The sequence below is a fragment of the Anaerosporobacter sp. genome (assembly GCF_965301125.1).
Map to the genome: position 1 here is coordinate 1 of NZ_CBDLAM010000095.1, position 14,871 is coordinate 14,871.

11 protein-coding genes are annotated in these 14,871 nt (G+C 32.1%); all 11 read right to left on the minus strand.

Features of this window, described 5'->3' with window-relative positions; genetic code table 11:
* Positions 1-162: 162 nt before the first annotated feature.
* The 11 genes from ACW2QF_RS11370 to ACW2QF_RS11420 all read right to left on the minus strand — a co-directional run bounded on the left by ACW2QF_RS11370 (position 163) and on the right by ACW2QF_RS11420 (position 14,659).
* Entirely contained in the window at positions 163-1,245 is a 1,083-nt protein-coding gene (locus ACW2QF_RS11370) for a DUF4179 domain-containing protein (protein ID WP_455716120.1), read from the minus strand.
* Positions 1,235-1,738, minus strand: a complete 504-nt coding sequence (locus tag ACW2QF_RS11375; protein ID WP_455716121.1) for an RNA polymerase sigma factor — start codon at positions 1,736-1,738, stop codon at positions 1,235-1,237. The genes ACW2QF_RS11370 and ACW2QF_RS11375 overlap by 11 nt, the downstream gene beginning before the upstream one ends.
* A gap of 139 nt (positions 1,739-1,877) precedes the next feature.
* Positions 1,878-2,630: a triose-phosphate isomerase gene (tpiA, locus tag ACW2QF_RS11380; protein WP_455716130.1), complete on the minus strand. Its 753-nt coding sequence runs from the start codon at positions 2,628-2,630 to the stop codon at positions 1,878-1,880.
* 43 nt (positions 2,631-2,673) lie between these two features.
* The gene (locus tag ACW2QF_RS11385) at positions 2,674-3,867 is read right to left on the minus strand and encodes a phosphoglycerate kinase (RefSeq protein WP_455716122.1); all 1,194 of its coding nucleotides are present in this window, start codon (positions 3,865-3,867) and stop codon (positions 2,674-2,676) included.
* A gap of 108 nt (positions 3,868-3,975) precedes the next feature.
* A complete protein-coding gene (gene gap, locus ACW2QF_RS11390) occupies positions 3,976-4,986 on the minus strand; it encodes a type I glyceraldehyde-3-phosphate dehydrogenase (protein WP_455716123.1) in 1,011 nt (336 codons plus the stop codon).
* Positions 4,987-5,315: 329 nt separating this feature from the next.
* Positions 5,316-6,968 (minus strand): Na/Pi cotransporter family protein, encoded by a 1,653-nt coding sequence (locus ACW2QF_RS11395; protein ID WP_455716124.1) that lies wholly within the window; start codon positions 6,966-6,968, stop codon positions 5,316-5,318.
* A 349-nt stretch (positions 6,969-7,317) separates the two neighbouring features.
* Positions 7,318-8,754, minus strand: a complete 1,437-nt coding sequence (gene glgA / locus ACW2QF_RS11400) for a glycogen synthase GlgA (protein WP_455716125.1) — start codon at positions 8,752-8,754, stop codon at positions 7,318-7,320.
* Between the two features lie 237 nt (positions 8,755-8,991).
* A complete protein-coding gene (gene spo0A / locus ACW2QF_RS11405; protein WP_455716126.1) occupies positions 8,992-9,786 on the minus strand; it encodes a sporulation transcription factor Spo0A in 795 nt (264 codons plus the stop codon).
* 486 nt (positions 9,787-10,272) lie between these two features.
* Positions 10,273-11,559, minus strand: coding sequence for a SpoIVB peptidase (spoIVB, locus tag ACW2QF_RS11410; RefSeq protein WP_455716127.1), 1,287 nt, complete (start codon positions 11,557-11,559; stop codon positions 10,273-10,275).
* Positions 11,560-11,626: 67 nt separating this feature from the next.
* The gene (gene recN / locus ACW2QF_RS11415) at positions 11,627-13,309 is read right to left on the minus strand and encodes a DNA repair protein RecN (protein ID WP_455716128.1); all 1,683 of its coding nucleotides are present in this window, start codon (positions 13,307-13,309) and stop codon (positions 11,627-11,629) included.
* A gap of 123 nt (positions 13,310-13,432) precedes the next feature.
* Positions 13,433-14,659: a redoxin family protein gene (locus ACW2QF_RS11420; RefSeq protein ID WP_455716129.1), complete on the minus strand. Its 1,227-nt coding sequence runs from the start codon at positions 14,657-14,659 to the stop codon at positions 13,433-13,435.
* Positions 14,660-14,871: the final 212 nt, after the last annotated feature.

The following is a 14,871-nucleotide window of genomic DNA, read 5'->3' on the forward strand; positions in this document are numbered from 1 at the left end:
ATATTATACTTTTTATAGGTTATCTTTACAAGTTAATTCCTGTTATATCCATTTCTTTTTTTACTCTAAAAACTCCCACTAGGAAGCTCTTAACAAAAACTGCACCAGTATTACTAGTGCAGTCCATTTGCATCTCTATTCTATTCTTTTCTACTCCCTTTTCTACTGTAAGGATATCTTGTTGCCACCATACGTAAATCCTGTCAGTTTGTCTAAATCCATAATTTTATCAAATCCTTTTACCTCTATAACATAGGTACCTCTGCTATCTGAATGTTCAATATTTGTACTCCCTATTCCACCCAAACCATCAAATGTTCCATCACTATATTGGAACTCTGAAAGTTCAGGTTGCTCATCTTTAGCAAACAGCTTATTAAATGCGTCCCAATCTTTTAGTTGTACATATAATTGATAAGATAACGGAGAAATCACCAATTTTTCCACATCCATTTCAACGCCATCAATGGTTACCTTTTTACCAATTTCGTATGTACTCTTCTCGGTTCCACAAGATAAATTCCAGGATAGATTCCAATTTCCTTTTACAATAGAATATGAATTTGAATCATATATTTCATGATCTACAGTAAAATCTTCAATGTTCATATCAACTACGAAGTCTTCTAATAGTTCTGAGTCAGATGGACTCATTAACATATATTCATAGGCAACTTTATGGTCATTTATAACCTTCGCTACTGAACCACAGAAATTAAGATTATTATCAGCTAAATTCTTTGAACTAAATGATATTTCAGGCATAGCAACTCCCGTATCTGAATTTTCATCTGCACCCTTTACAACAGGTTCATACTCCTTACTAAATTCAACTTCGAAATATACATAGGCAAAATGTTCATCCGCCAATGTTTGAACCACATCTACTGTGATTCCGTTATCCGTCACAGTAAGTTTCGATTCTTCCCTATCTGTCATAATCTTTGAGAATCCCTTATCCGTCATTTTCTGCATTGTTTCTGTATCTTTGGATACCCCATATCTTTTTGCCACATTTGTATTCCATAACTGTGTTGCAGCATATGCTACTCCACTTACTGCAACTACTGCTACCAAAGCTGCAACTGCTACTTTTACAACTCTTCTTGCCAAATATTCTTTTCCTTTCTTTTTCGTCTTATTATCTTCATTTCTATTCTTCAAAATCTGGACAAGTATTCTCTGGTCTGAATCCTCGGATAGTTTCATAGAATCATATAAATCTTTATAATCTTCAAGTCTCATAAAAGGTACCTCCCTTTAACAAATTGATTTTCAATTTCTCTCTTCCTTTTTTCAAACGCATTTTCACAGCAGATTCCGTACATCCTAACATCTTCCCGATTTCTTTACAGCTATACCCCTCATAATAGAATAGGTACATAGCTACTCTGCACTTATCGGGTAATAATACAACTTCTTCCCATACTTCCTTCTTCCTCGAATCCATTTGCCATGGTATCTCGATTTCACACTCTTCTAAAGAGTTCCGATTTCTATTCCAAAAGGATTTCAAATGATTTTTGGATAAATTAATGGTAATGCGAATCAGCCATCTTCTCTCATGTTCCTCTGTATTGAACTCTGGTGCAACATACAAACGTTTCGTAAAAACCTCTTGTAATATATCTTCAGTATCTTCTTGATTCTTCATATATGTAAAGGAAATTCGATATAACAAGCCTTTGTATTTATGATACATGGTTTCAAACTCTTGAGTACTCATTGTGTTCTTCATCGTCGACCTCCTTTCACTCTATATACAATTCAAACATGTAAATGGTCAACTAAAATACAAAAAACCCGCTTCAATTAGTTATTATACTAAGAGAAGCGGGTTAATGCTTGTTTTACTCTATTATTTCTTGTACAGTTTACTATTTATTATAGTTAACGATTTTACCGAAGTCTGGTTTTAAACTAGCTCCACCAACTAATCCACCATCGATATCTGCTTGAGCAAATAATTCTGAAGCAGAATCAGCAGAAACACTTCCGCCGTATTGGATACGGATTGCAGCTGCTGTTGCTTCATCATAGATTTCGCCGATGCAAACACGAATTGCAGCACAAACTTCTTGAGCTTGTTCTGTTGTAGCTACTTTACCAGTTCCGATTGCCCAGATTGGTTCATAAGCGATAACAGCAGTTTTAGCTTGATCTGCAGTTACATTTAAGAAAGCAATCTTAATTTGTTGACGAATTAAGTCAATTGTAATTCCTTGTTCTCTTTGAGTTAAAGATTCTCCACAGCAGATGATTGGAGTAATTCCATGTTCGAAAGCTTTTAATACTTTCTTATTAACTGTTTCATCTGTTTCTGCAAAGTATTCTCTTCTTTCAGAATGACCAATGATTACATATTTAACACCGATATCTGTTAACATGTTTGGAGCGATTTCTCCAGTGAAAGCACCGCTTTCTTCAAAATGCATGTTTTCAGCACCGATTTCAATATTTGATCCTTTAGCTGCTTCAATTGCAGTTGTTAAAGAAATAGCTGGTACACAGAATACTACATCTACTTCTTCATTTGCTACTAAAGGTTTAAGTTCATTAATTAAAGTAACTGTCTCACTTGGAGTTTTATTCATTTTCCAGTTACCTGCAATAATTTTCTTACGCATTATGTTATCTCCTTAAATTTTTACTTATCCTACGACTAAATCTAACTTATTTATCGTTTGCTGCAGCAACACCTGGAAGTTCTTTTCCTTCTAAGAATTCAAGAGAAGCTCCACCACCAGTAGAGATGTGAGTCATCTTATCACCGAATCCTAAATTGTTAACTGCAGAAGCACTATCTCCACCACCGATAATAGTTGTTGCATCGATTTCAGCTAAAGCTTTAGCTACAGCGATTGTACCGTCTGCAAAGTTAGACATTTCGAAACATCCCATTGGTCCGTTCCATACAACTGTCTTAGCATCTTTTAATGCATCAGCGTATAAAGCGCTTGTTTTTGGTCCGATATCAAGTCCCATCCAACCATCTTCGATTCCACCACGTTCAACAGTTTTGATGTTAGCATCGTTAGAGAATGCATCAGCAACAACTGTATCTACAGGAATTAATAATTTAACGCCTTTAGCTTCTGCTTTTTCCATCATTTCTTTTGCATATGAGATGTAATCTTCTTCTAGAAGTGAGTTACCTACGTTATGTCCAAGAGCTTTTTCAAAAGTAAATGCCATACCACCACCGATGATTAAAGTATCAACTTTATCAAGAAGGTTGTTGATAACAGAGATCTTACTAGAAACTTTAGAACCACCTAAGATAGCTACGAAAGGTCTTACTGGGTTATTAACTGCATTTCCTAAGAAATCAATTTCTTTTTGCATTAAATAACCAACTACTGCTGTATCAACATATTTAGTTACACCAACGTTAGAACAATGAGCTCTATGTGCAGTACCGAATGCATCATTTACGAATACATCAGCTAAAGAAGCTAATTCTTGGCTGAATTCATCAACATTCTTAGTTTCTTCTACTCTATAACGAGTGTTTTCAAGAAGAACAACATCTCCGTCGTTCATAGCAGCAACTGCAGCTTTTGCATTTTCACCAACTACAGTTGGATCAGCAGCAAATGTAACAGGTTGACCAAGTAATTCAGCTAAACGAACTGCTACTGGAGCTAAAGATAATTCTGGTTTTGGTTCTCCTTTTGGTTTACCAAGGTGTGAACAAAGAATGATTTTACCACCATCGTTAACTAATTTATTGATTGTTGGTAATGCAGCAACAAGACGGTTTTCGTCTGTAATTTTACCATCTACTAATGGTACATTAAAGTCACATCTTACTAATACTCTCTTACCTTTAACATTAATATCATCAACTGATTTTTTATTTAACATTATGTTACTCCTTTCAAAAGACCATAAATATAATAATAGGTCCGGCCCTATAAGTCTAACCTACAAGACCGGACCCGTACTAGGATCTAATAATACCTAAAATGTAAACTAAGCTAATTCAGCAAAGTATTTGATTGTTCTAACCATTTGGCTAGTATATGAATTTTCATTATCATACCAAGCTACAACTTGAACTTGAGAAGTTCCGTTGTCAAGGTTTGTTACCATTGTTTGAGTTGCATCAAATAATGATCCTTCTCTGATACCAATGATATCTGAAGATACTAATTCTTCTTCAGTATAACCAAATGATTCAGTAGCTGCTGCTTTCATAGCTGCATTTACTTCATCTTTAGTTACTGTACCTTCAACAACAGCTACTAAGATAGTAGTTGATCCTGTAGGAGTTGGAACTCTTTGTGCAGATCCGATTAATTTTCCGTTAAGTTCAGGAATTACTAAACCGATAGCTTTAGCTGCACCAGTTGAGTTTGGAACGATTGAGCAAGCAGCTGCACGAGCTCTTCTTAAATCTCCTTTTGGATGTGGTCCATCAAGAGTCATTTGATCTCCAGTGTAAGCATGTACAGTTGTCATGATACCGCTCTTGATTGTAGCGAAATCATTAAGTGCTTTAGCCATAGGAGCTAAACAGTTAGTTGTACATGAAGCTGCAGAAATAATTGTATCTTCTTTAGTTAATTTGTCGTGGTTTACGTTGTAAACGATTGTTGGAAGGTCGTTTCCAGCTGGAGCTGAAATAACAACTTTCTTAGCACCTGCATCGATGTGTGCTTGAGATTTTGCTTTTGATACATAGAAACCAGTACACTCAAGTACTACATCTACTCCGATTTCTCCCCAAGGAAGATCTGCTGCATTTCTTTCTGCATAGATTTTGATTTCTTTTCCATCAACAACGATTGAAGATTCTTTAGCTTCAACAGTATGTCCATCATATCTACCTTGTGATGAATCATATTTTAATAAATGAGCTAACATAGTTGGGTTAGTTAAGTCGTTGATTGCAACTACTTCATAACCTTCTGCTCCAAACATTTGTCTAAATGCAAGACGTCCAATACGTCCAAAACCATTAATTGCTACTTTTACTGCCATTTTTATTCCTCCTAAAATGTAATTTTTATAATATACTGTCAGAGACAGCTATTAAATCATGGCGATTAAATTATACTAATTAATAGTCTTACAAACAGCCTTGTACAGTGTGGTAATAAACAAACTAAATCAATTATGTATTAACTATACTAAAAATGTTAATAATTCCAAAAATGAATTGTTATTATATTATCAAACACATTAGTATGTTTCGCACCACCAATATTGTACCTAACTTGTACTTAAATTTCAAGAGTTAATTCATTAAAATTCTAATAAATGAGTAAAACCTTTTAAAGATTAGTAATTTCAAGTTCAAAGGGAATTATCTACAATTCATCCTTTACATAATTTGCAATATTTAAGGAATGATCCGAAATTCTTTCAAGATTAACTAATGCATCAATAAAGATAACTCCAGTTTCCGAATCACATTGATTTTTAGATAGACGTTCAATATGTCTTTCTCTCATTTCTTCTTCAAGAGCATCTACTTGATCCTCTAACTTTACAACTTTTCTAACATAATCAAGATTCTCTGTTTCTCTTGCTAATATTGCATTTTCAAAAGATTGTAGTGCTACATCACATATTTCTTCCAATTCTTTATAGGCAGTATCAGAGAACCATATATTATGATCAATTTTAGAAACAGCTAATTCAGCAAGATTATCCGCATGATCCCCTACACGCTCAATATTACTAATTGTATAGAATAAATCATTAACAAGTAAATGTTGTTTTTCATTGATAGATAGATTGCTTATCTTAACTAAATACTCTGTAATTTTCTTTTCATATTTATCAATTAACTTCTCTGTTTTGAAAACTTCATTTGCTTTCTCTATATCATTTTCCAAAATAGCTTGCATAGCAGTTTCTGTGTTTTTGAGCGTTAATCTTCCTAAATTGATAGATTCTTTCACTGCATTTTCCACAGCAAAAGAAGGCGTTTCAAGAATACGCTCATCTAAATGCATTAATCTAACTTCATCTTCATTCATTACTTCTTGCTTAGAATCATCCACTATTAGTCCTGATAATTTAACTAATAAATTAGCAAATGGGAATAAAATTAACGTATTTGAAATATTAAATATAGTGTGGAATATAGATATTTCAACACTATTAATTGAAGACTTTGCAAAGACAGGATCAATTCTAAAAATAACAAACATCAAAATACCAAAGATGACTGCACCTACGACATTAAACATAAGATGAATAACCGCCGCTCTCTTTGCTGTTTTATTTGCTCCTGCACTTGATAATAGTGCAGTTACACATGTTCCAATATTTTGACCTAAAGTAATAAATACTGCAGAGTTCCACCCAACAACACCATTCATAGCTAACGTTTGTAAAATACCAACAGATGCCGAAGAGCTTTGAATAATAGCAGTTACAATTGCACCTGCTAGAATTGCTAAGATTGGATTTTTACCTAATATTGCGAATGCATTTGAGAATATTGGAGAATCACTATAAGGTTTAATAGCATCTGACATAAAACTAAGTCCAATGAATAATACACCAAAACCAATTAGAAGTTCACAAAGATCTTTTTTATTCTCTTTTTTAGTGAACATTAGAATAAATGCACCAATACCTATTACTAACGGAGCAAAGAATGATGGTTTAAAAATTGCCCCCCATTCATTCATAGATACTAACCAACCTGTTATTGTTGTACCAACATTAGCACCCATGATAACTCCAACAGCTTGTGTTAAATTTACAATACCTGCATTTACAAAGCCAACAATCATAACTGTTGTTGCTGAACTGCTCTGTATAATAGCTGTTACTAAAGCACCTACTACTACAGCAAGTAAGCGGTTATGAGTAAGAATCCCCATTAATTGCTTCATCTTACCACCTGCTGATTTTTGCAGACCATCCGCCATAACATTCATACCATATAGGAACATTCCAAGGCCACCTACAAAGGAGAAGATTGTTCCTAAAACTTCTACAGTCATTATATTTCCTCCTACTTAAGTTTAAACTTATCAATTGTAATAATACTTAGTTATTACAATTGAATCAATTCTTATAATGCCTAAAATTGTAGGCATATACAATATAATTTTCTACAAGTTTCGTCAAATGTTATCATTGACTAACATTATAATCTTAGCATTTTCTTAGCATTATTTAATTTTTTATATCATTCTTTACAAATCTATAACAAAATAAAAACTCCAAATTTTTTACTAATAAAATTAGCATTCCAAAATTTAGAGTTTTTATACTTTAAAAATATTCAGTTTTTTGCGATATCGATTTGTTTTTGTATCTTTGACTTATATTTGATTTGCCTATCTATTCTTATAGTCTATAGTATAAATCTTCATATCTCTTAGCCGAATTATTCCAAGAAAAATCAGCAGCCATACCACGATCTATAATCTTATTCCATTCTCTCTTTTTATTATAATAAATATGTTTTGCATAACGTATCGTATTAAGCATTTCATGGGCATTATAATTCTTAAAGGAAAAACCAGTACCTTTACTTTCAAATTCATTATATGGTTCAACAGTATCTCTTAAGCCTCCGGTTTCTCTTACAATTGGAACTGTTCCATATCGCAAACTCATAAGTTGACTTAAACCACAAGGTTCAAATAAGGAAGGCATTAAAAAGGCATCACAAGCAGCATAGATTTTATGAGCTCGATCATTTGAATAAAAGATGTTTGCAGATACCCTATCACTGTATTTCCATGCATAATGTCTGAACAAGTTCTCGTATTTATCCTCACCTGTTCCTAATACAACTAATTGTGTATCATCACTGCAAATCTCTTCTATTACATAATCAATTAAATCTAAACCTTTTTGATCTGTTAAACGAGATACAATACCAACCATGAATTTTTTATCATTTTGTTCAAGGCCTAATTCTTCTTGTAATCCACGTTTATTTTTTACTTTTTCTTTTCTAAAATTCTTAATGTTAAATGACTTGTATAAATATGGATCATTTTCCGGATTATATTCATTATAATCGATTCCATTCACAATACCTTCAAGCACATTTGATCTGGCTCTCATTAAGCCGTCAAGTCCTTCTCCGTAGAATGGCATCTTAATCTCTTCTGCATAAGAATTACTAACTGTTGTAACATAATCTGCATACACAATGCCACCTTTTAAATAGTTAGCATCACCATACGCTTCTAATTTATCAGGAGCAAAATAATATGAGGATAAACCTGATATATCTTTTACCGTCTTCATATCCCAAACACCTTGGAATTTCAAATTATGTATAGTCATTATAGACTTAATTCCTTGAAAGAATGGATTCTGTGAAAATGTATCTTTCAAATATACAGGCAATAATCCTGTCTGCCAATCATGACAATGGATAATATCCGGACGGAAATCAATTAATGGCAGAGCTGATAATGCTGCTTTTGAGAAAAATGCAAATTTTTCGATATCTTCATATATATTTCCATAAGGTGTAGGACCAGCAAAATAGAATTCATTATCAATAAAATAAAAGGTAACCCCGTCTAATTCCATCTCTAATACTCCGACATACTGTGAACGCCAAGCAAGATTCAAGTAAAAATGTGTTTTATACTGCATCTGTTGTTTATATGTATCTGGAATTGCACAATACTTAGGAATCATTACTCTCACATCAAACTCTTCTTTATTAAAGTACTTAGGTAACGATCCAACTACGTCCGCTAGGCCCCCAGTCTTAATAAATGGAACACATTCTGATGCTACAAATAAAATTCGTTTCATACCAAACCTCCTGATAATTCTATTACGTCAACCTAATAGTAACTTTTCAATACTATGCTCCCAATTTGGCATTTTATAGTATTAATAAGTTACATTTTATTTAAATGACAAAATTATTATATCATAATAATCCTATTATACAATATTAGATTGATAATTCAAAGAAAATTTTCAGTAATAATTGAATATTAAATGTATTAAATCTGACTGGTTATATAGACTTATTTATTCTATCTTCTATGATCTAAATTTGTATTCCAAACGAATTTTATCTGCAATTAGAGCAACAAATTCTGAGTTCGTAGGTTTACCTTTTCCATTACTTACTGTGTAACCAAATAAGTCATCTATTGTATCCATCTTACCTCTGCTCCATGCTACCTCAATTGCATGACGAATTGCTCTTTCAACACGACTTGGTGTTGTTTTATGTTGTTTTGCAATGGAAGGATACAAAAGCTTTGTGATTGAATTCAACATTTCACTGTCATTAACTGACATCATAATGGCATCTCTTAGGTATTGATAACCCTTGATATGAGCAGGAACGCCAATCTCATGTATTATGTTTGTAACATCAGTTTCAAGATTTCTCTCTATGTAAGATGCTTTGTTTTCGAATGTACTTACTCTGTGATTGTCGACAAGCTTTGATTCACCTTTAATTTGCTTAATTCTTGATAATATAATATTATTATCAAACGGTTTCATAATATAATAACTAGCTCCCAGTTCGAATGCATTCTCAGTTACACCTTCTTGTCCTATAGCCGTAACGACAATAAAGGCTGGTGTTTTTTTAAATTCTGAATTATGCTTAACTTTTTCTAGGACTCCCAATCCATCAAGCTTTGGCATAATTAGATCAAGTAAAACAACATCTGGTGCTTTTTCCTTAATAATAGTTAAAGCATCAATCCCATTATCCGCTTTTCCTACTACCTCCACGTCATCATCTTCCTTCAGAATTGTCTCAAGAAGATTTACAATTCTTTCATTGTCATCGACAATAGCTACCGTAATCTTTCCCATAAATAGTCCTCCCAATTTCTAATTGATTCCCTGTTAAAGGTTATTCCTTTCATCAAATAGCCTTAACTATACCATAAAAAGATTTTTACAATAGGAAGTATATCGTATTTTCACATATTAAGTCAACATATATTTCCATGCTTTGTAATAAAATGTTTAATTATCAATATTTTAGTAATATTAATAAGAATTATAGTATTTTACAAGTATTGTTAGAAATCAATTGCATTCATTATTTTTAACCACAGGAAAATTATATCCATTATTTTACATTATTTCAAACATTTCTTATCGACATCAATCGACTGTATTGTTCCGAAAGTATAATTTTTGAATTGAGTTATCTTACAAAATTAAAGATGCAAATACTATGTATTTGCATCTTAGATAATTGAGACATAATAAATCTATAAAAAGTAAGATAATCGTCGATTATTGATTTACTTTTTTTTCCTTTTTATAGGGAGGGTTTTTTATTCTTCTCTACTATTTCGAATTGATTATCATATTTTCTATGAAGGTGCCGTAACCTTTTGTTGAATCTTGAATAAATACATGTGTAACAGCGCCTATTAGCTTGTTATCTTGTATAATAGGACTTCCACTCATTCCTTGTATAATGCCATTGGTTATATTCAATAACCTTTCATCAGTAATTCTAATAACCATTCCTTTATTCTCTGCGGAAGGATTTAGATTAATCTTTTCTATCTCTATCTCATATTCTTGTATTTCATTATCTACCATACATCGGATACATGCTTTTCCTAATTTAATATCTTGTTTTAACCCGATTTCCATTACCTGGCCTTGTTTAATCTTATTTCTATTATTACCTAATTTTCCATATATACCTTGTGATGTATTTGAACTTATGGTTCCTATTTTATTTTTAGGATTTTGATTAATAATACCTAATATTTCTCCTGGTTCGCCTGACTTACCTTTGACAATATCTATGATCTGCGTTGTATAGATAGCTCCTTCTTTTATCTCCAATACAGTACCAGTATCCATATCTGTAATCGGATGACCAAGTGCTCCGAATTTATCATCTGTCGTTGTATAAGTTAACGTCCCAATACCTTGTGTATCTTCACGTATCCAAACACCTATTTTATAATCTCCATCCGTACTCTTAACCGGTTTTACTTTAAGCTTAATTATTTCTTCATTTCTTCGAACAGAAAATTCCATGCTTTGTCCATTGGAATTATGAATACAATTCATAACTTCATCAATAGTACCGATTGATTTTCCATTGATAGCCACAATATAGTCGCCACTTTTAAGTATATTCAAAGCAGGTTCATAATTCATTCCATCACTGCACGCAACATCACCAGTGCCTAACACAAGAACTCCATCTGTATTAACATAAATTCCAATTGGCATGCCCGATGGTATAACATCGACACTATCTATAACATCAATGTTAATCTTTTTTAATGTAAACTTACCAAATAGTTTTAGATCTACTGAATACGCACCTACCTGAGAAGATTGAATAGAAAAAGGCTTATTCAAATTAATATGAATCTTATTCTTTAAATTCTGCTTGTTATCAACATTGAATACACCAACTTGGCTAGTTTCGATGTCTCCTTCAACAGGGAGATTAAAGTCAAATACCTCTTCTGTCCCTACAAGAACACGTATATTACTAGGTATATTTGATGCCATTTTCTTTATTCCCATGTCTAAAATAACCATCAAATCAAAAAAAACTAGTATTATCAATACGCTTCTATAAATCCGCTTTTTACTAGACATGAAATCACACCTCTCACTTTAATTCACTTTTTGTTTGATTAGTATATGTGATTTCGTAATTATAACCCTAGTATTTTTTTGTGTTACTTGCCAATTCTTTCATTTCCTTTGCATTCTGAATAACGGTATCTGTTAATTCAGCACCACTTAACATTCTAGCAAGTTCTTGTACAGATTCATCTTGACTTAGTTGTCTAATCTTCGTTGTTGTACAATTTTCATTTGCTTTCTTTTCAATTATATAATGTTCATCCGCCATAGCAGCAATTTGAGGTAGATGTGTAATGCATAGAATTTGATGATTTTTAGCAATTAGAGCCAGCTTTTCCGAAACTTTTTGTGCTGTTCTTCCACTTACACCGACATCAATTTCATCAAAAATGAGAGTTTCAATAGAATCATTATTCGCTAAAATCGATTTAATCGCCAGCATAATTCTTGATAATTCACCACCAGAAGCAATCTTTCCAAGCGGCTTCATATCTTCACCAGGATTCGTTGATATCAAGAACTCCGCATCGTCGATACCATTATAAGTAAAATCCGATAATATAGTAAAATTCATATCAAAACGAACATCAAGGAAATTCAAATCAATTAATACTTCTTTGATATCTGATGATAATTTACTTGCATTACGTTTTCTAATTACTGATAATTTATAAGATAAATCCTCTAAATTGGTTCGTTCGATATCAACTTTCTTTCTTAGTTGACTTATATAATTATCATAATCTAAATATTTTTCTAAACGTGCTTTACTTTTTTCACAATACTTTAATATATCTGAAATAGTATTCCCATATTTTGATTTTAAATTATGAATAAAATCTAATCTTTCTTCAGTTGTACTCAATTCTTCTCGATCTATATTTATCTCGCCTAGATAACCCGCAATATTTCGATTAAATTCACTTATCATATCCTCAAGATCTGACATATAGCTAGTAAACTTCGTTACTTCTTCATCATAACTTTCCAATTTTGATAAAATCTTTGATGCTTGTCCAATGCAATCAGATACAGATCCCGAATCTTCATTCCCTGTTAGTTGATAAACGGTTGATAATCCTTCCACTATAGAATTGGCATTAGACAATTTCTTAAATCGTGCACTTAATTCTTCGTCTTCTCCTTCTTTTAGCCTAGCATTCTCAATTTCGTTAATCTCATATTCTAAAAACGAGATTTCTCTTATCCTTTTCTCTTCATCTACAGCCGCTTCGTTCAATTCATTCAATGCATTACGATAAACATGATAAGATTGAGCAACCTTCTCTTTTAAATCCTTAATCTCCTCCTTCGCATAACGATCGAGAATATTAAGATGTGTTCTCTTATGTATTAACGATTGATGTTCATGTTGACCATGTATATCAATTAAAAGTGCTGATATATCTTTTAATAATGAAGTTGGAACAATTTCACCATTCACTTTACTAACACTTCTGCCATTCATAATTTTACGAGATATAATAACTTGATTATCAATCATTGGAACATCAAGTTCTTTTAATGCTGTAATGCAATTTATATCCTCAACTTGAAAAACTAATTCTACTAATGCATAATCGGCACCTTTTCTAATAATATCCTTTGGTACCTTACCTCCTAGTGCAATATTAATTGATCCTATGATAACAGATTTACCAGCTCCGGTTTCCCCTGTTATAATATTCAGATTATCAGAAAAATAAACTTCTATCTCATCAATGATAGCTAAATTCTTCACATGAAGATTTAATAACACTGTGAATCCTCCCCTCATTATTACATAATTCTTTTTCTATAAACCAAACATTTGTTCTTTTTTCATTTTAGCACAGGATTTTCATAATTGCAAGCCAGAACATAAAAATAAACTATCAATTACCTAGCGTTCCCCTTCTATTAAATCAGTCATAGTCTCTTTGTCCATAGCTCCTGGAACATATTTTGTAATATATCCTTCTTTATCAATTATTAAAGTCGATGGAAAAGCACTAATTCCGTATCCATAAACCATTGAAGCATACTCATCCATAACTACAGGGAAGCTATATTCATTATCTTCTAAAAATTCTATTATTGAATCCTTCGAACCTTCTCTTCCCAGTTCAGGTGAAGCCACGCCAAGTATCACTACATCATTCTCATTATATCCATATTCTTTGTATAATTCTTCAATATATGGCATCTCTTCTCTACAAGGTGGACACCAAGTAGCCCAGATATTCAAAAATACGGTTTTCCCTTTATAATCACTAAGTGTGTGTTCATTCCCATATTGATCTAATAATGTAAAATCAATTGGCGCTATCTTATCTTCCTGGTTGCTATCTTGATTACCTTCTTCTTCCTTATTTTGTTCACTAGAATTTATATCATCATTAGTATCTACTACGGCTTGATTCTGGTTTTTATTCCTAAACGTTAATTCTTTATTAAGACTTGTAATACCATTAATAAGCATTACAACACCGGCTACTATAATAAGAGCCCCACTAATTCTCTTGATACCATTCATATGTTTCTTAATTTGAGTAATCTTACTATATAGTGCTCCATAGAATAAAGAAACTATTAAAAATGGCACAGTAAATCCTATTGTATAAATCAAAATTAATAGATTTGATGTTACCATATTGTCTGAACTAGTAGCCATAACCATAACGGATGCTAGAATTGGACCAATGCATGGTGTCCAGCCAAAACTGAATGTAAATCCTAGAATAAAGGCAGACAGTGGTGACATCTTCTTATACGAAAGATTTAATCGTTTTTCTTGATTTAATATATTAGATTTTAATATCCCTACATAGAATAGTCCCATTATAATTATTATAATTCCACCTAAAATCATAATTATATATTTATTTGTATTAAAAAATGAACTAAATACTCTTAAGGATGAACCCAATATAAAGAATGTTGTTGATATACCTAGTATAAAGAATACTGTATTAATAATTAATAACCTATTGAATTTAGATGTTTTCAATTCATCTACACTACTATTAGCCAACATACTTAGGTATACCGGTAATATAGGTAGAATACAAGGTGAGAATATAGATAATACACCCTCAATAAATACTATAAAATAATTAATATCATTCACGTGATTTCCTCCTGTGTGTTTCTTATAAAAATAAAATTTATTAACTTTATGGCAACAATCTGGTGTATAGACCATTACAATATAAAAAAAGTATCACACATGATTCAAAATCAATTGATGTGTGATACTAATCTTATGTATGTTATTCTATTTAACGTAATAATAAAGCTTAATGATTACGTTTGCGGAAAAGACGAAGTAAAGATAAGAAA

What these genes read in the sequence shown, in the direction of transcription:
- spo0A (WP_455716126.1), bottom strand. Translation starts at nt 9,786, where the DNA reads ATGGGAAAGATTACGGTAGCTATTGTCGATGACAATGAAAGAATTGTA.
- spoIVB (WP_455716127.1), bottom strand. Translation starts at nt 11,559, where the DNA reads ATGTCTAGTAAAAAGCGGATTTATAGAAGCGTATTGATAATACTAGTT.
- ACW2QF_RS11395 (WP_455716124.1), bottom strand. Translation starts at nt 6,968, where the DNA reads ATGACTGTAGAAGTTTTAGGAACAATCTTCTCCTTTGTAGGTGGCCTT.
- ACW2QF_RS11375 (WP_455716121.1), bottom strand. Translation starts at nt 1,738, where the DNA reads ATGAAGAACACAATGAGTACTCAAGAGTTTGAAACCATGTATCATAAA.
- ACW2QF_RS11370 (WP_455716120.1), bottom strand. Translation starts at nt 1,245, where the DNA reads ATGAGACTTGAAGATTATAAAGATTTATATGATTCTATGAAACTATCC.
- glgA (WP_455716125.1), bottom strand. Translation starts at nt 8,754, where the DNA reads ATGAAACGAATTTTATTTGTAGCATCAGAATGTGTTCCATTTATTAAG.
- ACW2QF_RS11385 (WP_455716122.1), bottom strand. Translation starts at nt 3,867, where the DNA reads ATGTTAAATAAAAAATCAGTTGATGATATTAATGTTAAAGGTAAGAGA.
- gap (WP_455716123.1), bottom strand. Translation starts at nt 4,986, where the DNA reads ATGGCAGTAAAAGTAGCAATTAATGGTTTTGGACGTATTGGACGTCTT.